Raw genomic sequence first — 22,072 nt, 5'->3', positions numbered from 1 at the left:
CCTTGCTTTCGTGAACCGTGCTCACAGCACGAAGATGTCGTTGCTGACCGCCAGCACCGCCAGGGTGTTGGTGCCATCGGACAGCGTCCAGGTGTCGTAGGTGCCGCCTGCCCCGTTCGCCAGCGTGCGGTTGCTGGCGGTTTCGGACCAGAAGCGGTTGGGTGCGGCGCCGGCGCCATCGGGGTCGAAGTCCCGCAGATCCAGCACATCGCCGGCATCGCCTTCGATCACGAGGCGATGCACGGCGCTGCTGCCGGTGAAGGCCTCGTGGCCCGCGTCGGAGAAGTGCATCACGTCCATGGCGCCGATCACCAGGGTATTGTTGCCCTGGCCGGACATGTCGAAGCCCTCGATGCCCGTGATCCGCGTATTGGCGATGGCGGTGGTATCCAGCGTCATGCCGCTGGCGCCGAAGACGAAGATATCCGTGCCGGTGCCGCCATCGATGCTGCGGAAGGCGCTGTCGGCGACGACGATCCGGTCATCGCCGGCGCCACCGCGGAACACATCCACGCCGCCGCCGCCGGTCAGCGTGTCATGGCCCGTCGCGCCGACCAGCATCTCCGCCGCCGCCGTGCCGGTGGTGGTCACGGGCGTGCCGGAGGCGCCGAAAGCCGCGCCGAAGATGACGTAGGCCTCGCCGGCATTGAGGCCGCCGTCCCGGCCGAAGGGCGCACCTACGATCACATCATCGAAGCCATCGCCGTTCAGATCCCCTGCGCCGGTGACAGCCTGGCCCGCCCTATCCCCCGCCGCATCGCCCTGGATGACGAAGCCCTGCCCGGCGGTCAGCGAGGCCAGGTCGAGCACCCGTCGTCCCGTCCCATCCTCCACGCCGAATCCACCCGCTGTGCCGAAGACCACATAGGCCCCGCCGGCGTTGACACCGCCCGTGTCGCCATAGCGCGCGCCGACGATCAGGTCGGCGAACCCATCGCCATTCACATCCCCGGCGGAGGAAACGGCAGAGCCCGCGCGGTCGGCCCCGATGCTGCTCTTGATGATGAAACCCTGCGCGGCGGAGAATGTCTTCAGGTCGATCGCCCGCTGCCCGGCACCATAGGCCACGCCGAAGCCATCCACCGTACCGAAGATGACATAGGCGGAGCGGGTCGCGCTGTCAGTCTGGAAGCCGATGATCAGATCGGCGAGGCCATCGCCGTTGACATCCCCAGCGGAGTCAAGGCTCCAGCCCGCCTGGGCGCCATAGGCGTCGCCCTGGATGATAAAGCCCTGCGCCGCCGTCATCGTTGCCAGGTCGATGACATTCCGGCCGGTACCGTCCGTCACGCCGAAGCCCGACGCGCCGCCGAAGATCACATAGGCCTCGCCGGCCTGGCTTGAGATAAGGGGGTCATCATTGGCGCTGGTGGGCGCGCCGACGATCACATCGACAAATCCATCCCCATTCACATCACCGGCCGAGGCGACGCTGCGTCCCGCCGTGTCGTTGTCATCCTCTCCCTGGATGATGAAGCCCTGCGTGGGGCTCAGCGTCGCAAGGTCGATCACCTGGCGACCGGCACCATCCGCCACGCCGAAGCCGCCCGCCGTGCCGAAGATGACATAGGCCTCGCCGGCCCTGTCACCGCCATCGTCGCCGCCGGGCGCACCGACGATCAGGTCGGCGAAGCCATCGCCATTGATGTCACCGGCCGAGGAGAGGCTGATGCCCGCCGAATCGCGGTCGTTTTCACCCTGGATGACGAAGCCCTGTGCGGCGGAAAGCGTCGCCGTGTTGACGGTCAGCCACCCGCCGGCACCGATGCTGCCGGCGCCATTCGCCGCGCCGAAGATGACGTAGGCGCGGCCTGCAGCGCCATTGGGGGTGTCAAGCGCACCGACGATCACGTCGGCGAAGCCATCACCATTCACATCGCCGGCGGCGGAGACGCTGCGGCCCGCGCCTTCGCCCGTCACGTCACCCCAGATCGCGAAGCCCTGGGCCGAGGAGAATGTGCTGAGGTCGAGGAGCCGGCGTCCCGTACCGTCGTCGACGCCGAAGCCATCCGCCCCGAACACCACATAGGACAGGCCCGTGCCACCGGCGGCGACGACGCCATTTTCGGAGCCATAGGCGCCGATGATCATGTCGGCGAAGCCATCGCCGTTCACATCCCCGGCGGAGGAAACGCTATACCCCGCGTAATCACCCCCGTTGTTGCCACGGATCACGAAGCCCTGCGCAGGGCTCAGCGTCGTCAGGTCGAACAGCGGCGCAAGGCCGGATGGCAGGTCAACCGTCAGCCCTAGCGCCACGCGGACTTCCGCGCTGCCATCCGTGGAGACGTAGCGCGTATAGGTCACGCCGCCTTCGAGCGCCGTGCCCGCACGGGTCCAGGCCGTCTCGGTGAAGCGCAGCGTATCGCCGGCATTGCCGTCCACCGTGATGATGGCGACCCCGTTGCTGCGCTGTTCCGTCAGGCCGAGCACCGCCAGCCTGTCCACCACCAGCGTGTTGTTGCCGGTACCGGTCAGGTCGATCCGTTCCACGCTTTCGATCCGCGGCGCCGGCGTCACCGTGAGGTCGAGCGTCACGCCCGCGCCGCTGATCGCCAGCGTATCCGTGCCGTTGCCGCCATCGATGCTGCGGAAGCTGCTGTCCGCCACGCCGAGACGATCGTTCCCCGCGCCACCGCGGACCACATCCAGCCCGCCGCCGCCCGAGAGGGTATCGTTGCCGGTCCCGCCGATCAGCATCTCCGCCGCCGCCGTGCCCGTGGTGGTCACCGGCGTGGCGGAGGCACCGAAGGCGCCGCCGAAGATGACGTAGCCCTCGCCGGCGCGGTCGCCGCCGTCGTCGCCATAGGGCGCGCCGACGATCAGGTCATCGAAGCCGTCGCCATTCACGTCGCCGGCCGTCGAGACGTTGAAGCCCGCCGAGTCGTCGGCCGTATCACCCTGGATGATGAAGCCCTGCGCGGCGGTCAGGTTGGTCAGGTCGATCACCTGGCGCCCGCCAACCGCAGTGCCGAAGCCCCCCGCACCGCCGAACAGCACATGGGCCTCGCCGGCAACGGTGCCGCCGTCATCGCCAAATCGCGCCCCAACGATCAGATCGGCGAAGCCGTCGCCATTCACATCGCCAGCCGTCGAGACGCTGAAGCCCGCATAGTCGCCGGCCCCGTCACCCTGGATGATGAAGCCCTGCGCGGCGGTCAGGTTGGTCAGGTCAATCACCTGGCGCCCGCCAACCGCGGTGCCGAAGCCTCCCGCGCCGCCAAACACCACATAGGCCTCGCCGGCAACGGTGCCGCCGTCATCCCCACCCCAAGCCCCGACCACCAAATCGGCGAAGCCATCGCCATTCACATCCCCGGCCGAGGAGACGCTCGAGCCCGCATAGTCGCCGGCCCCGTCGCCCTGGATGATGAAGCCCTGCGCAGCGGTGAGGTTGGTCAAATCAACCACCTGACGCCCGCCGACCGTCGTGCCGAAGACCCCCGCGCCGCCGAACACCACATAGGCCTCGCCAGCTGAGGTGCCGCCATCGCTACCGGTCGGCGCGCCCACGATCAGGTCGGCGAAGCCATCGCCATTCACATCCCCGGCCGTCGAGACGCTGAAGCCGGCACGGTCGTTGGCCGTGTCGCCCTGGATAATGAAGCCTTGCGCGGCGGTCAGGTCGGTCAGGTCGATCATCTGGCGCCCGCCAACCGCCGTGCCGAAGCCCCCGGCGCCACCAAACAGCACATAGGCCTCGCCGGCCCTGCTGCCGTCATCGTCGCCATGGCGCGCGCCAACCATAACGTCCGCGAAGCCATCGCCGTTCACATCCCCGGCCGAGGACACGCTGTAGCCCGCCGAATCGCCTGCCGCGTCACCCTGTATGATGAAGCCCTGCGTGGTGCTGAGCGCCGTCAGGTCGATCACCTGCCGCCCTGCACCGTCCGCCAGGCCAAAGCCGCCTGCCCCGCCGAACACCACATAGGCCTCACCTGCGTCGAGGCCGCCATCATTGCCGGCAGCGGCGCCGACCAGGAGGTCGGCGAAGCCGTCGCCATTCACATCTCCGGCCGAGGAGACACTCCAACCTGCGGCGTCTCCCGCCGCATCGCCCTGAATGATGAAGCCCTGGGTGGCGCTGAGCGTTGTCAGGTCCAGCACAGGCCGGCCGGTACCGTCCGGCGCGCCGAAGCCACCCGCCCCGCCGAACACCAGATAGGCCTCGCCAGCCTCGGCGCCACCATCGTCACCGTAGCGAGCGCCCACGATCAGGTCCGCGAAGCCATCGCCATTCACATCCCCAGCCGAGGAGACACTCCAACCTGCGGCGTCTCCCGCCGCATCGCCCTGGATGATGAAGCCCTGCGCGGCGCCCAGCGTCGTCAGGTCGATCACCGGCGCGGGCGTCGTCAGCCCCTCCACCGTCACCGCCGCCGCCACGCGGATTTCCGCGCCGCCGCCGTTGGCGACCAGGCGCGTATAGGTCACGCCGCCCTCCACGGTGCTGCCGGCATTGGTCCAGCTTGTCTCGGTGAAGCGCAGCGTATCGCCGGCATTGCCGTCCACCGTGATGATGGCGACCCCGTTGCTGCGCTGTTCCGTCAGGCCGAGCACCGCCAGCCTGTCCACCACCAGCGTGTTGGCGCCGGTGCCGGTCAGGTCGATGCGCTCCACGCTTTCGATCCGCGGCGCCGGGGTGGTGGTGAGGTCCAGCGTGATGCCGGAGCCGGTGATCGCCAGCGTGTCGGTGCCCGTACCGCCATCGACGCTGCGGAAGCCGGCATCGCCGATGCCCAGCCGGTCATTCCCCGCGCCACCGCGCAGCACATCCAGCCCGCCGCTGCCGGTCAGCGTATCGTCGCCGCGACCGCCGATCAGCATTTCCGCCGCCGCCGTGCCGGTCGTGGTCACCGGCGTGGAGCCACCGCCGAAGGCACCGCCGAACAGCACATAGGCCTCGCCGGCCTCGGCGCCGCCATCGCCGCCGTTCGGCGCGCCGACGATCAGGTCGTCGAAGCCGTCGCCGTTCACGTCTCCGGCCGCGGAAACGCTCCGGCCAAATGAGTCACCAGCCGTATCGTGCTGGATGACGAAGCCTTGCGCGGCACCCAGATTGCTCAAATCCACAACCTGGCGCCCGCCGACCGAGGTGCCGAAGCCGCCGGCGCCGCCAAACACCACATAGGCGGTGCCGGAGAAAACTCCGTCGTCGCCTCTGAACGGCGCCCCGACGATCAGATCGGCAAAGCCGTCGCCATTCACATCCCCGGCCGTGGACACGTTCAAGCCCGCCCGGTCGCCGGCCTCTTCACCCTGGATGACGAAGCCTTGCGCGGCGCTCAGCGTGCCCAGATCCACCACCTGGCGTCCGGCACCATCCGCCGTGCCGAAGCCGCCCGCGCCGCCGAAGACCACATAGGCCTCGCCGGCATCGGCGCCGCCACCATCCGCACCCCTTGCCCCGACGATCAGATCGGCGAAGCCGTCGCCGTTCACATCCCCGGCGGAGGAGACGCTGACGCCCGCATAGTCACTGGGCGCGGCGCCCTGGATGATGAAGCCCTGCGTGGCGGACAGCGTGGTCAGATCCACCACCTGACGCCCGTCTACCGCCGTGCCGAAGCCGCCCGCCCCGCCGAACACCACATAGGCTTCGCCGGCAACGACGCCGCCGTCGTCGCCATTCGGCGCGCCGACGAGCAGGTCGTCGAAACCGTCGCCGTTCACATCACCGGCCGAGGAGACGCTGTAGCCAGCATTGTCTTCCGCCGCGTCACCCTGGATGATGAAGCCCTGGGCCGGGATCAGCGTGGCCAGGTTCAGCACCTGGCGCCCGCCAACCGCGGCGCCGAAGCCCCCCGCCCCGCCGAACACCACATAGGCCTCGCCGGCATCGATGCTGCCGTCATCGCCAAACAGCGCCCCAACGATCAGGTCGGCGAAGCCGTCGCCATTCACATCCCCGGCCGTGGACGCGCTCCAGCCCGTATTGTCTCCCGCCGCATCGCCTTGGATGATGAAACCCTGCGTCGGGCTCAGCGTCGTCAGGTCGATCACCTGCCGTCCGTCAAGCGGCGCGCCGAAGCCCCCCGCCCCGCCGAACAGCACATAGGCCTCGCCGGCATTGGTGCCGGCATCGTCGCCGCCCGATGCGCCGACAATCAGGTCGGCGAAGCCGTCGCCGTTCACATCCCCGGCCGACGAGACGCTCCTGCCTGCCCTGTCGTCGCTGGCATCACCCTGGATGACGAAGCCCTGTGCAGACGTCAGCGTCGTCAGGTCGATGATCCGGCGGCCGGCGCCATCAGGCACGCCGAAGCCGCCCGACCCGCCAAACACCACATAGGCCTCGCCAGCGCTGGAGCCGCCATCGTCACCCTGATCGGCGCCGACGATGAGGTCGGCGAAGCCGTCGCCGTTCACGTCGCCTGCCGAGGAGACTCGCCAACCCATAGTGTCGCGCGCAGCGTCGCCCTGGATGATGAAGCCCTGCGCGGGATTGAGCGTCGTCAGGTCGATCACCGGCGCGGGCGCCGTCAGCCCCTCCACCGTCACCGCCGCCGCCACGCGGATTTCCGCGCCGCCGCTATTGGCGACCAAGCGCGTATAGCTCACGCCACCCTCGACGGTGGTGCCGGCATTGGTCCAGTTGGTCTCGGTGAAGCGCAGCGTATCGTCGGCATTGCCATCCACCGTGATGATGGCGACGCCATTGCTGCGCTGTTCCGTCAGGCCGAGCACCGCCAGCCTGTCCACCACCAGCGTGTTGGCGCCGGTGCCGGTCAGGTCGATGCGCTCGACGCTCTCGATGCGCGGCATCGGCGTGACCGTCACGTCGAGCGTCACGCCCGCGCCGGTGATCGCCAGCGTATCCGTGCCATTCCCGCCATCGATGCTGCGGAAGCTGCTGTCGGCCACGCCGAGACGATCATTCCCCGCCCCGCCGCGCAGCACATCCAGCCCGCCACCGCCCGCGAGCGTGTCGTCGCCCCGGCCGCCGATCAGCACCTCCGCCGCCGCCGTGCCGGTCGTGGTCACCGGCGTGGAGCCGCCGCCGAAGGCACCGCCGAACACCACATAGGCCTCGCCGGCATCGCTGCCGCCATCGTCGCCTTGCGGCGCGCCGACGATCAGGTCGTCGAAGCCATCGCCATTCAGGTCGCCCGCCGCCGAAACGCTGTAGCCCGCCCAGTCGCTGGTCGCGTCGCCCTGGATGGTGAAGCCCTGCGCCGGGGTCAGGCTGGTCACATCCAGCACCTGGCGCCCGCCAACCGCCGTGCCGAAGCCGCCCGCACCGCCGAAGACCACATAGGCCTCGCCGGCACTGCTGCTGCCGTCATCGCCAAAGGGCGCGCCGACGATCAAGTCGGCGAAGCCGTCGCCATTCACATCACCGGCCCTCGAGACGCTCCAGCCTGCGCTGTCGCCGTCGATGTCGCCCTGGATGATGAAGCCCTGCGCGGCGTCCAGGTTGGTCAGGTCCACCACCTGGCGCCCGCCGACCGCCGTGCCGAAGCCCCCTGCCTTGCCAAACACCACATAGGCTTCGCCGGCAGCGTCGCCGCCATCATCGCCAAAGGGCGCCCCGACGATCAGATCGGCAAAGCCATCGCCATTCACATCGCCAGCCATCGAGACGCTGTAGCCCGCACTGTCGCTGGTCGAGTCGCCCTGGATGATGAAACCCTGCGCGGCGGTCAGCGTCGTCAGGTCGATCACCTGGCGCCCACCGACCGCGGTGCCGAAGCCGCCCGCGCCGCCGAACACCACATAGGCCTCACCGGCCTCGATGCCGCCGTCATCGCCAAATCGCGCCGCGACGATCAGATCGGCAAAGCCGTCGCCATTCACATCACCGGCCGCCGAGACGCTGCCGCCTGCCCGGTCGTAGGGCCTATCGCCCTGGATGATGAAGCCCTCTGCGGCGGTCAGGTTGGTCAGGTCCAGAACCTGCCGGCCGCCAAACGAGGTGCCGAAGCCCCCCGCGCCGCCGAAGACCACATAGGCCTCGCCGGCACGATCGCCGCCGTCATCCCCACGCCAGGCGCCGACGATCAGATCGGCGAAGCCATCGCCATTTACGTCGCCTGCCGTCGAGACGCTGTAGCCTGCACTGTCGTTGGCCGTGTCGCCCCGGATGACGAAGCCCTGCGCCGCGCTCAGTGTGGCCAGATCCACGACCTGTCGCCCGCCGACCGCCGTGCCGAGGCCGCCCTGGCCGCCAAACACCACATAGGCGGCGCCCGCACCGGTGCCGCCGTCCCCGTTCCGGTCTGCGCCGATGATCAGATCGGCGAAGCCGTCGCCATTCACGTCGCCAGCCGCCGAGACGCTGATGCCCGCCTGTTCGCCGAGCATGCCCTGGATGATGAAGCCCTGCGCGGCGCTCAGCGTCGTCAGGTCCAGCACCTGCCGCCCGGTACCATCCGCCGCGCCGAAGCCCCCCGCGCCGCCGAAAATCACCAAGGCTTCGCCCGCAAAGCCGCCGCCGTCATCCCCATGCCAGGCCCCGACGATCACATCGGCGAAGCCGTCGCCATTCACATCCCCGGCCCAGGAGACGCTCCGGCCCGCCTCGTCATTCGGTGTATCGCCCTGGATGATGAAGCCCTGCGCCGGGGTCAGCGTCGTCAGGTCGATGACCGGCCCGGGCTCGGCCGGGATCTCCAGCGTCACGGCCTGCGCCACGCGGATCTCCGCGCTGCCATCGGCCGAGACCACGCGGCGATAGGTCACGCCGCCTTCCACCAGGCTGCCCGCCTCGCTCCACTGCCATTCGGTCAGGCGCAGCCTGTCGCCGGCATTGCCATCGACCGTGACAATGGTGACGCCCGCGCTGCGCTGCTCCGTCAGGCCGAGCACCGCCAGGCGGTCCAGCACCAACGTGTTGTCGCCGGCGCCCGTCAGGTCGATGCGCTCGATGCTCTCGATGCGCGGAGCGGGCGTCGTCGTCAGGTCGAGCGTGATGCTCGCGCCGGTGATCGCCAGCGTATCCGTGCCGTTCCCGCCATCCACGCTGCGGAAGGTGGCGTTTGCGATGCCGAGGCGGTCATCCCCCGCGCCGCCGCGCAGCACGTCCAGCCCACCGCCGCCGGTCAGCGTATCGTCGCCGCGCCCGCCGATCAGCATCTCCGCCGCCGCCGTGCCTGTCGTCGTCACGGGCGTGGAGTCGCCGCCGAAGGCGCCGCCGAGGATGACGTAGCTGGCCCCGCCGGCATAGCCGACCTCCGGGCTGCGGATCGCGCCGACGACGAGGTCGTCGAAGCCATCGCCGTTCACGTCGCCGGCGACGGACACGGCGTTGCCAATCTGCGCGCCCGCGGGCGCACCTTCGATGAAGAAGCCCTCGGCAGGGCTCAGCATCGTCAGGTCGATCACCTGCCGCCCGTCGATATCCACGCCAAAGCCGCTTGCGTGGCCGAAGATGACGACGGCCTGGCCCGCATACCCGCCCCCGTTATCCAACATGCCGATGAGGAGATCGTCGAACCCGTCCCCGTTCAGATCACCGGCCGAGGAGAGGCTGCGGCCCGCCTGGCTGAAACGGGCGTCGCCACGGATGACGAAGCCCTGGGAGGCTTCGAGCGTCGCCAGGTCGATCGCCTGCCGCCCGGACGCATCGGCCGCGCCGAAGCCGCCGGCCGCGCCGAACACCACATAGGCCTCGCCGGCATAGCGGCCGCCGGCCGAGGCGCTTGGCGCGCCGATGATGACATCATCGAAGCCATCGCCATTCACGTCGCCGGCGGCGGAGACGCTCCGGCCGGTGCGGTCGTCCGCCGCGGCGCCCTGGATGACGAAGCCCTGCGCCGCCGTCAGCGTCGCCAGATCGATCACCTGCCGCCCCGTGCCGTCCACCTGGCCGAAACCGCCCGCGGATCCGAACAGCACATAGGACGTGCCCGCATAGCTGTCGGCCTGGCTGCTTCCGTTGGCCCCGACGATCAGGTCGTCAAAGCCATCGCCGTTGACATCGCCGGCGGTGGAAACGCTGATGCCGGTCAGATCGCCAGCTTGATCGCCCTGGATGATGAAGCCTTCCGCCGGGGTCAGCGCCGTGAGGTCGAGCACGCGCCGGCCGGCAAGGGCCTGGCCGAACCCGCTCGCGCCCCCAAAGATGACATAGGCCTCGCCCGCATTGGTGCCCCCGTCATCGCCCTGGTGCGCGCCGACGATCATATCCGCGAAGCCGTCGCCGTTGATATCGCCGGCAGAGGAGACGCTGAGCCCCAGCAGGTCGAAGATCGCGTCGCCCTGGATGACGAAGCCTTCCGCCTCGGTCAGCGTCGCGACATCGATGACCTGGCGCCCCGCGCCGTCCACCTCGCCGAAGCCGGCCTGGCTGCCGAAGACGATGAAGGCCTCGCCGGCACTTGCTCCGCCGCCAGTGCCCTGCCAGTTGCCGACCAGCAGGTCGGCAAGCCCATCGCCGTTGATGTCGCCAGCCGAGGATACGCCGACGCCGAGATCGTCGTTCAGGTCATCCCCGACGATGACGAAGCCCTGGCCTGCACCGAGATTCGCCAGATCGACACGCTGCCGGCCATCCGTGCCCAGCACCCCGAAGCCGGTGTTGGAGCCGAAGATGATATAGGCCGCGCCGGACACACCCGCTGCGGCCCGGTCCTCCATCGCCCCGATGATCAGATCGGCGAAGCCGTCGCCGTTCACGTCGCCAGCGTCCGAAACGCTCGTGCCCAGAAGGTCGAAGGAGGAATCGGGCAGGATGATGAAGCCCTGGGCGGGGGTCAGCGTCGCCACGTCGATGGAAGCGCGCGGAGCCTGGACCGCGACCGCCTCCGCGACGCGGAGTTCCGCGCTGCCGTCGGTGGAGACGAACCGCCTGTAGGTCGTGGCGCCTTCGACAAGCGCGCCACGGTCGGTCCAACTGGATTCGGTGAAGCGCAGCAGATCGCCGGAATCGCCATCCACCGTGACGATGGCGACGCCGTTCGTCCGCGCTTCCGTCAGGCCGAGCACCGCGAGCCTGTCGATCACCAGCGTATTGGCGCCCGACCCCGTCAGGTCGATGCGCTCGATGCTCTCGATCCGCGGCATCGGGTTCACTGTCAGGTCGAGCGTGACGCCCGAGCCGGTGATCGCCAGCGTATCCGTCCCATTGCCGCCATCGATGCTGCGGAAGCCGGCATCCGCAATGCCGAGCCGGTCATCCCCCGCGCCGCCGCGCAGCACATCCAGCCCGCCACCGCCCGAGAGGGTGTCGTTGCCGATGCCACCGACCAGCATTTCCGCCGCCGCCGTGCCCGTTGTCGTCACAGGCGCGGAGGAAGCCCCGAAGGCGCCGCCGAACACCACATAGGCCTCGCCGGCGTTGTAGCCGGCTGCGTCGCCGAATGGTGCCCCAACAATCAGATCGTCGAAGCCGTCCCCATTCACATCCCCGGCGGTCGAGACGCTCCAGCCCAGCTGGTCGCTCAACTCATCGCCCTGGATGACGAAGCCCTGCCCCTCGGCGAACCGGTCCAGGTCCAGCACGCGCCGGCCCGTGTCGTCCAAGGCGCCGAAGCCGCCCGCCGTACCGAACACCACATAGGCTGCGCCAGCAGCACTGCCGCCTTCATCGCTGCCAATCGAACCGACGATCATGTCGTCGAAGCCATCGCCGTTCACATCACCGGCCGAGGAGACGCTGAAGCCCGTGAAGTCACTCACGGCCCGGCCCTGGATGATGAAGCCCTGCGCAGCGCCCAGCGTGGTCAGGTCGATCACGCTGCGTCCGGTCCCGTCCAAGGTGCCGAAGCCACCGGCCGTGCCGAACACCACATAGGCGCCGCCGGCATTGGCGCCGCCTGCATCCATGCCAACCGCACCGACGATGATGTCGCCGAAGCCGTCGCCGTTCACATCGCCGGCCGAGGACACGCCGATGCCCGCCTGGTCGCCCACCGCGTCGCCCTGGATGATGAAGCCTTGCGCCGGGGCCAGCGCCGTCAGGTCGATCACGCTGCGGCCCATGCCGTCCGCCGTGCCGAATCCGCCCGTACCGCCGAACAGCACATAGGCCTCGCCGGCACCGGTTCCACCGTCGGAGCCCCCGATTGCCCCGACGATCAGATCGGCGAAGCCGTCGCCGTTCACATCCCCGGCCGTCGAGACGCTGGTGCCCGCATTGTCGCCGCCCGTGTCGCCCTGGATGATGAAGCCCTGCGCCGCTGTCAGCGTCGTCAGGTCGATCACGCTGCGGCCGGTGCCGTCCACCGTACCGAACCCACCGGCGGTACCGAACACCACATAGGCTCCGCCGGCAGTTGCGCCGCCTGCATCCATGCCAACCGCACCGACGATCAGGTCGCCAAACCCGTCGCCGTTCAAGTCACCGGCGGAGGCGACGCTGAAACCGGCACTGTTGTAGGCCTCGTCTCCTTGGATGATGAAACCCCGCGAGGTGGCGAGATTGGTCAGGTCGATGACGTTGCGGCCGGCGCCGTCCGGCGCGCCGAAGCCGGATGCCGAGCCGAATACCACATAGGCTTCGCCGGCATTCGGGCCGCCATCATCGCCAGACCACGCGCCGACGATCAGGTCGGCGAAGCCATCGCCATTGACGTCGCCGGCCATGGCGACGCTCGCGCCAGCTAAGTCGAACGCCGTGTCACCTTGGATGATGAAGCCCTGCGTGGCGCTGAGGGTCGTCAGGTCCAGCACCTGGCGGCCGGCGCCGTCCGGCGTGCCGAAGCCGGCCGCGCCCCCGAACACCACATAGGCCTCGCCGGCGTAGTTGCCGCCATCGTCACCGTCCCGTGCGCCAACCATGAGGTCTGCGAAGCCGTCACCGTTCACGTCACCGGCCGAGGAGACGCCAAAGCCCGCGCGATCATTGTTGTTGTCGCCCAGGATGACGAATCCCTGTGCGGGCGTGAGCGTGGCCACGTCGATGACCGGCGCCGGGACGACCGGGATATCCAGCGTCACGGCCTGCGCCACGCGGATCTCCGCGCTGCCATCGGCGGAGACCACGCGGCGATAGGTTACGCCACCCTCGACCAGGCTGCCCGTGTCGGTCCATGTCGTCTCGGTGAAGCGCAGCGTATCGCCGGCATCGCCGTCCACCGTGATGATGGTGACACCCGCGCTGCGCTGTTCGGTCAGGCCGAGCACCGCCAGGCGGTCCAGCACCAGCGTGTTGTTGCCCGCGCCCGTCAGGTCGATGCGCTCCACGCTCTCGATCTGCGGGGCTGGCGTCGTCGTCAGGTCGAGCGTCACGCCCGCGCCGGTGATCGCCAGCGTATCCGTGCCATTGCCGCCATCCACGCTGCGGAACGCCGCATCCGCGATGCCGAGGCGATCGTCGCCCGCGCCGCCGCGCAGCACATCCAGCCCGCCGCCGCCGGTCAGCGTATCCTCGCCGCGACCGCCGATCAGCATCTCCGCCGCCGCCGTGCCTGTCGTGGTCACGGGCGCGGAGCCGCCCCCGAAGGCGCCGCCGAACAGCACATAGGCCTCGCCGGCATTGAAGCCGCCGTCATCGCCATAGCGCGCCCCGACGATGAGGTCGTCGAAGCCGTCGCCATTCACATCCCCGGCAGCCGAGACACTCCGCCCCGCCGTGTCACCCGCCGCGTCGCCCTGGATGATGAAGCCCTCACCCACCGACAGCCGTGAAAGGTCGAGCACGCGGCGGCCGGTGGCATCCACCGTGCCGAAGCCGCTTGCCGTGCCGAAGACCAAATAGGCCTCGCCGGCATTGCTCCCGCCATCGTCGCCGTTCGGCGCGCCGACGATCAGGTCGGCGAAACCATCGCCATTCACGTCGCCCGCCGAAGACACGCTGAAACCCGTCTGGTCCCCGGCGCTGTCGCCCTGGATGACGAAGCCCTGCGTCGGGGTGAGCGTCGTGAGGTCGAGCACGCTGCGGCCCGTGCCGTCCACCGTACCGAAGCCGCCGGCCGTGCCGAACACCACATAGGCCTCGCCGGCATTGGCACCGCCGTCGTCGCCGTATGGGGCGCCGATGATCAGGTCATCAAGGCCATCGCCGTTGATGTCCCCGGCCGAGGCGACACTGAACGCCGCTCTGTCCTCCGCCGTGCCGCTCCGAACGATGAATCCCTGGCTGGCGCCCAGCGTCGTCAGGTTGAGCACGCTGCGGCCGGTGGCGTCCACCGTGCCGAAGCCGCCCGCCGTGCCGAACACCACATAGGCCTCGCCGGCATTGGCACCGCCGTCGTCACCACTGCGAGCACCGACGATCAGGTCATCGAAGCCGTCCGCGTTCACGTCGCCTGCCGAGGACACGCTGCGGCCCGCCAGGTCGCCCGCCGCATCCCCCTGGATCACGAAGCCCTGCGCGGGGGTCAGGCTGGTCAGGTCGAGCACATGCCGGCCGGTGCCGTCCACGGTACCGAAGCCACTGGCCGTGCCAAACACCACATAGGCCTCGCCGGCACTGGTCCCGCCATCATCGCCAAGAGGGGCGACGACGACCAGATCGGCGAAGCCGTCCCCGTTGACGTCGCCGGCCGAAGACACGCTGTAGCCCAACTGGTCACCCGCCGTGTCAGCCTGGATGACGAAGCCCTGCGCGGGGGTCAGCGTCGTCAGGTCGATCACGCGCCGCCCGGCACCGTCGGCCACGCCGAAGCCGCCCGCCCCGCCGAACAGGACATAGGCCTCGCCAGCGTTCAGGCCGCCATCAGTGCCGCCCGCGGCGCCGACGATCAGGTCGGCGAAGCCGTCCCCATTGACGTCCCCGGCCGCGGCCACGCTCACGCCCGCGACGTCGCGCTCCCCGTCACCCTGGATGATGAAGCCCTGGGCGGGGGTCAGCCCGGTCAGGTCGATCACACTGCGGCCGCTTCCGTCCACGGTGCCGAAGCCAGCCGCCGTCCCGAACACCACATAGGCTTCACCAGTCAGGCTGCCACTGCTGTTGCCCCATGGTGCGCCGAGGATGAGATCCGCGAAGCCGTCTCCGTTCACATCCCCGGCGGCTGACACGCTGTAGCCCGCCCAATCCCCGTCCGTGTCGCCCAGGATGAGGAAGCCCTGCGACGGGCTCAGTGTCGCCAGGTCGATCGCCAGGCGCGGGAATTCCACCGCCACCGCGGCCGCCACCCGGACTTCCGCGCTGCCATCGCTGGAGACATAGCGCGCAAAGGTCACGCCGCCCTCGACCGTGGTGCCGGCATTGGTCCAGCTCGTCTCGGTGAAGCGCAGCGTATCGCCGGCATTGCCATCCACCGTCAGGATGGTGACGCCGGCGCTGCGCTGTTCCGTCAGCCCCAGCACCGCGAGCCTGTCGAGCACCAGCGTGTTGTTGCCCGAACCGGTCAGGTCGATGCGCTCGATGCTCTCGATCCGCGGCATCGGCGTCGCTGTCAGATCGAGCGTGACGCCCGAACCGGTGATCGCCAGCGTATCCGTGCCATTGCCGCCATCCACACTGCGGAAGGCCGCATCCGCGATGCCCAGCCGGTCATCCCCCGCGCCGCCGCGCAGTACGTCCAGCCCGCCGCCGCCCGAGAGGCTGTCATCGCCGCGCCCGCCGATCAGCATCTCCGCCGCCGCCGTGCCGGTGGTGGTCACGGGCGTGGAGCCGCCGCCGAAGGCGCCGCCGAACACCACATAGGCCTCACCCGCGTCGTTGCCACCGTCGTTGCCGCCCGGCGCACCGACAAGCAGGTCGTCGAAGCCATCGCCATTCAGATCGCCCGCAGCGGAGACGCCGCGCCCGGCCGTATCGGAAGCCGCATCGCCCTGGATGATGAAGCCCTGCGCGGCGGTCAGCGTCGTCAGGTCCACCACCTGACGGGAGACCCCATCCGTCACCACCGTCCTGCCGAAGCCGCCCGCGCCGCCGAACACCACATAGGCCTCGCCGGCATTGATGCCGGCGTCGGCACCGAGGGGAGCCCCGACGATCAGGTCGTCGAAGCCGTCGCCATTCACATCCCCGGCCGTCGAGACGCTCCAGCCCGCCCGGTCATCCGCGGCATCGCCCTGGATGATGAAGCCCTGCGCGGCGCTCAGCGTCGTCAGGTCCACCACCTGCCGTCCGGCACCATCCGCCGTGCCGAAACCCCCGGCCGCACCGAACAGGACATAGGCCTCGCCGGCCGCGTTACCGCCGTCATCGCCATAGCGCGCCCCGACGATCACATCGGCGAAGCCATCGCCGTTCAGATCGCCGGCCGTCGAGACGCTCCAGCCCGCCCAGTCCTGCTCGACATCGCCCTGGATGATGAAGCCCTGCGCGGCGGTCAGGTTGCTCAGATCCAGAACCTGCCGGCCGGTGCCGTCGACCGCGCCAAAGCCGCCCGACCCGCCGAACACCACATAGGCTGCGCCGGCAGAGATGCCGCCAGCATCGGCGTAAGGCGCGCCGACGATCAGGTCGGCAAAGCCGTCGCCATTGAGGTCCCCGGCAGAGGCGACGCTCGAACCCACACGGTCACCCGCCGCATCGCCCTGGATGATGAAGCCCTGGGCGGGGCTCAGCGTCGTCAGGTCGATCACCTGCCGGCCGGTGCCGTCCACCGTGCCGAAGCCGGCGGAGCTGCCGAACAGCACATAGGCCTCGCCGGCGGCGTTGCCGGCATCATCGCCCCCCGAGGCGCCGACGATCAGGTCCGCGAAGCCGTCGCCATTCACATCGCCCGCCGTGGACACGCTGGCGCCCGTGAAGTCGTAGGCCGTGTCGCCCTGGATGATGAAGCCCTGTGCGGCGGTCAGGTTGGTCAGGTCGATTACCTGGCGGCCGGTGCCGTCCACCGTGCCCAGGCTGCCCGACCCGCCGAAGACCACATAGGCCTCGCCGGCCGTGTTGCCGCCATCATCGCCTTGCAGGGCGCCGACAAGCACGTCCGCGAAGCCGTCGCCGTTCACATCCCCGGCCGAGGAGACACTCATCCCGGCCCTGTCCTGGCTTGCATCACCCTGGATGATGAAGCCCTGCGCCGGGGTCAGCGTCGTCAGGTCGATGACCCGGCGGCCGCTGCCATCCGGCACGCCGAAGCCGCCCGCGCCGCCGAACACCACATAGGCCTCGCTGGCATCGAGTCCGCCATCGTCGCCGAGCCTTGCGCCGACGATCAGATCCGCGAAGCCGTCGCCATTCACATCGCCGGCCGAGGCGACGCTCCAACCCGCTTCGTCACCCGCCGCGTCCCCCTGGATGATGAAGCCCTGCGCTGGGGTCAGCGTCGTCAGGTCGATCACCGGCGCGGGCACGCCCGGGATCTCCAGCGTGACGTCCTGCGCCACGCGGATCTCCGCCGTACCGTCGGCCGAGACCACGCGGCGATAGGTCACGCCGCCCTCGACCAGCGTACCCGTCTCGCTCCACTGCCATTCGGTCAGGCGCAGCGTATCGCCGGCATTGCCATCCACCGTCAGGATGGTGACGCCCGCGCTGCGCTGTTCCGTCAGGCCGAGCACCGCCAGCCTGTCGATCACCAGCGTATTGTCGCCCGCGCCCGCCAAGTCGATGCGCTCGATGCTCTCGATGCGCGGGGCCGGCGTCGTCGTCAGGTCGAGCGTGACGCCCGAACCGGTGATCGCCAACGTATCCGTGCCATTGCCGCCATCCACGCTGCGGAAGGCCGCATCCGCGATGCCCAGCCGGTCATCCCCCGCGCCGCCGCGCAGCACGTCCAGCCCGCCGCCGCCGGCCAGCGTATCGTTGCCGATGCCGCCGACGAGGCGCTCCGCCGCCGCGGTGCCGGTGGTCGTCACCGGCGTGTCGGCGCCACCGAAGGCCCCGCCGAGGATCACATAGGCCTCGCCCGCGGCGTAGCCGCCATCATCGCCCTGGGGGGCGCCGACGATCAGGTCATCAAAACCATCGCCGTTCACGTCGCCGGCGGCGGAGACGCTGCTGCCGGCCCTGTCGTTCGGCGCATCGCCCTGGATGACGAAGCCCTGCGTGACGCTCAGCGTCGTCAGGTCCACCACCTGCCGCCCCGCGCCATCCGCGGTGCCGAAGCCCGTGGCCCCGCCGAAGATCACATAGGCCTCGCCGGCCAGGCTGCCGCCACGGCTTCCCTGCCGGGTGCCGACGATCAGGTCGGCATAGCCATCGCCATTCACGTCGCCGGCGGCGGAGACGCTCGCCGCCGCCTGGTCGAAGCTGGCATGGCCCTGGATGACGAAGCCCTGCGCCGCGCCCAGCTCCGTCAGGTCGATCACCTGGCGCCCCGCCACGGTGGTGCCGAAGCCGGAGCCGCTGCCGAAGACCACATAGGCCTCGCCGGCATTGGGGCCGCCATCGGCGCCATAGGGCGCGCCGACGATCAGGTCATCGAAGCCGTCGCCATTCACATCGCCAGCGGAAGCGACGCTGAAGCCGGCCTGGTCGCCCGCCTGGTCGCCCTGGATCAGGAAGCCCTGCGCCGCGGTCAGCGTGGACAGGTCCAGCACCTGCCGGCCACCCACATCGGCACCGAAGCCCGTCGCCCCGCCGAAGACCACGAAGGAGGTGCCGGAAGCCCCGGATCCGTCATCCCCGGCGCGGGAGCTGACGATCATATCGGCGAAGCCGTCGCCATTGACGTCGCCCGCGGTGGCGACGCTGAAGCTGAGTTGCGGCGTGGCCGCATTGCCCTGGATGATGAAGCCCTGCTGGGCCGTCAGCGTCGAGAGGTCGATCACCTGCCGGCCATCGACCTCGGTGCCGAAGCCGGCCGCTCCGCCGAAGAGGACATAGGCCTCGCCGGCATTGGTGCCGCCGTCATCGCCCTGGTGGGCGCTGACGATCAGGTCGGCGTAGCCATCGCCGTTGATATCCCCGGCGGAGGCGACGCTGAGGCCGGCCCGGTCGGTATTCCGGTCGCCCTGAATGATGAAGCCCTGCGCGCCGCCCAGGCTGGAGAGATCCACCACCGGCCGGCCATTGGCATCGGGCGTGCCGAAGCCGCCGGCCGTGCCGAAGACCACATAGGCCTCGCCCGCATTGCTGCCGCCATCATCGCCATAGGAGGCGCCGAGGATGACATCCACGAAGCCGTCGCCATTCACATCCCCGGCGCTTCGGACGCTGATGCCCGCGCCATCCAGAATGGCGTCACCCTGGATCATGAAGCCCTGCGCCGCGGTCAGCGTCGCGAGGTCCACCACCTGCCGCCCGCTGCCATCCGCCGTGCCGAAGGTGCCGCCCGTGCCGAAGACCACGAAGGCCGCGCCGGCATCCTCGCCACCCGAATCATCCTGGTTCGCACCGACGATCACATCGGCGAAGCCGTCGCCATTCACGTCGCCCGCCGCGGCCACGCTGATGCCGGTGGCGGAGAAGGCCTCGGCGCCCTGGATGATGAAGCCCTGCCCGGCCGGCAGCGGCGTGAGGTCGAGGACCTGCTGCACCGCAACCGCCTGGGCTACGCGCACCTCCGCGCTGCCATCGGCGGCGAGGTAGCGCGTATAGGTCACGCCGCCGACCTCGATGCTGCCGGCACTGGTCCAGCCGATCTCGGCGAAGCGGAGCACATCGCCGGTCGTGCCATCCACCGTCAGGATGGTGACGCCCGCGCTGCGCTGCTCCGTCAGGTTCAGCACCGCGAGGCGATCCAGCACCAGGGTGTTGTCGCCCGACCCCGTCAGGTCGATCCGCTCGATGCTCTCGATCCGCGGCATGGGTGTCGCCGTCAGGTCGAGCGTGACGCCCGAACCGGTGATGGCCAGCGTATCCGTGCCGTTGCCGCCATCCACGCTGCGGAAGGCCGCATCGGCGATGCCAAGCCGGTCGTCGCCGGCACCACCGCGCAGCACGTCCAGCCCGCCGCCGCCGGTCAGCGTATCGTCGCCGCGGCCGCCGATCAGCATTTCCGCGGCCGCCGTGCCCGTCGTCGTCACGGGTGCGGAGCCGCCACCGAAGGCGCCGCCGAAAACCACATAGCCTTCGCCGGCGCGATCGCCGCCGTCGTCGCCATAGGCAGCGCCGATGATGAGATCGTCGAAACCGTCGCCGTTGATGTCGCCGGCTGCCGAGACGCTGCCGCCTGCCCGGTCACCTGCCGCGTCGCCCTGGATGATGAAGCCCTGCGCCGCGCTCAGCGTCGTCAGGTCGATCACCTGGCGACCGGTAGCATCGGCCTGGCCGAAGCCACCCGCGCCGCCGAACAGCACATAGGCTTCGCCGGCATCGACGCCGCCATCATCGCCGAAGCGCGCGCCGACGATCAGATCGTCGAAGCCATCGCCGTTCACATCCCCGGCAGAGGAGACGCTGAAGCCTGCCCAGTCCTGCTCCGCATCGCCCTGGATGATGAAGCCTTGCGCCGCGGTCAGCGTCGTCAGGTCGATCACCTGCCGGCCGGCCCCATCGGCCGTGCCGAAGCCGCCGGCGGAGCCGAAGACCACGTAGGCCTCGCCAGCATCTGCGCCGCCATCGTCACCCTGGCGCGCGCCGATGATCAGATCGGCAAAGCCATCGCCATTCACGTCGCCAGCCGAGGAGACGCTGGTGCCCGCATGGTCGCCCGCATCGTCGCCCTGGATGATGAAGCCCTGCGCCGCGGTCAGCGTCGTCAGGTCGATCACCTGCCGGCCGGCCCCATCGGCCACGCCGAAGCCGCCGGCGGAACCGAAGAGCACATAGGCCTCGCCGGCGCGGGCGCCCCCATCGCCCCCATAGAAGGCGCCGACCACCAGGTCGGCGAAGCCATCGCCGTTCACATCCCCGGCGGAGGAGACGCTGGTGCCTGTCCAGTCATTCGCCGCATCGCCCTGGATGATGAAGCCCTGCGCGGCGCTCAGCGCCGTCAGGTCGATCACGTTCCGCCCGGTTCCATCCGCCGTGCCGAAGCCGCCCGCGCCGCCGAACAGCACATAGGCCTCTCCGGCCAGGTTGCCGCCATCGTCGCCCGTACGCGCACCGACGATCAGGTCGGCGAAGCCGTCGCCATTCACATCCCCGGCCGAGGAGACACTGATTCCAGCCTGGTCCCCTGACTCGTCGCCCTGGATGATGAAGCCCTGCGCGGGGGTCAGGTTCGCCAGGTCGATCACCTGCCGCCCCGCGCCATCCGCCGTGCCGAAGCCGCCAGCCGCGCCGAAGATCACATAGGCCTCGCCGGCCAGGCCGCCGCCATCGTTGCCGAGAGGTGCACCGACGATCAGGTCGGCGAAGCCATCGCCGTTGATATCCCCCGCCGAGGATACGCTCTCGCCCACCTTTTGGACGTTCTGGTCGCCCCGGATGAGGAAACCCTGGGCAGCGGTCAGCGTCGTCAGGTCGATCACCTGCCGTCCGGTGCCATCCACCGCGCCGAAGCCGCTGGCCGTGCCGAAGACCACATAGGCCTCGCCGGCCAGGTTGCCGCCATCGTCGCCATTGTAGGCGCCGACGATCATGTCGGCGAAACCGTCGCCGTTCACGTCGCCGGCCGAGGCGACGCTGATGCCCGCGAAGTCGCCCGGCGCGTCGCCCTGGATGATGAAGCCTTGCGCGGCGGTCAGCGTCGTCAGGTCGATTACAGCGCGATCGACAGCACCCGTGATCGTGACCGTGATCGTCTGGCTGGCGGAAGTGTCAGCTGAGGTGACCGTCAACGCATCCGTCAGCGTCTCGTCCATCTGCAGCGCCTGCACCGCCGCCAGCGTGTTATCCAGCGTGTAGGTCCAGGCGCCTGTCGTCGCATCAAAGGTGAACGTCCCGTACAGGCCCGCCAGCGACGCCGGTGTCGCGAACACGTTTTCACCTGTATCGACATCACTGACTTGCAGCGTGCCGGACACCACGATCCCTGAATCCTCAGTGACAGTACCCGAGGCATCGCCGCTGATGCTGGCGGCGTCATTGGCGCCGGTCACCGTGACGGTGATGGCCTGGCTGGCGGTGCCGTCGGCGGAGGTGACGGTGAGGCTGTCGGTGACGATCTGCCCGTCACTCAGGGCCTGGGTCGCCGGGCGCGTATTGTCGAGGGCGTAGCTCCAGGCACCGCTCGTGGCATCGAACGCGAAGGTGCCGTAGGTGCCGGCAAGCGACGCGGGCGTGCGGAACACCGCCTCGCCGGCGTCGACATCGGCGATGTCGAGGTCGCCGGAGATCGTATCGGTGCTGCCCTCGGTCAGGGCGCCCGATGCGCTGCCGCTGATCGTCGCCCCGGCGTCGATACCCGTGACGGTGACGGTGATGGCCTGGCTGGCGGTGCCATCGGCGGAGGTGACGGTG

Annotated in this window: 1 protein-coding gene; it reads right to left on the bottom strand. The window is 69.7% G+C overall.

The window, feature by feature from the left end; translation table 11 throughout:
- Positions 1-21 precede the first annotated feature (21 nt).
- Positions 22-21,948, bottom strand: a complete 21,927-nt coding sequence (locus ACTIF1_RS14615; RefSeq protein WP_439597290.1) for a VCBS domain-containing protein — start codon at positions 21,946-21,948, stop codon at positions 22-24.
- Positions 21,949-22,072: the final 124 nt, after the last annotated feature.

The organism is Falsiroseomonas sp., assembly GCF_051860665.1.
Lineage (GTDB): Bacteria > Pseudomonadota > Alphaproteobacteria > Acetobacterales > Acetobacteraceae > Falsiroseomonas.
This window is presented reverse-complemented; position numbering and strand designations above follow the sequence as displayed.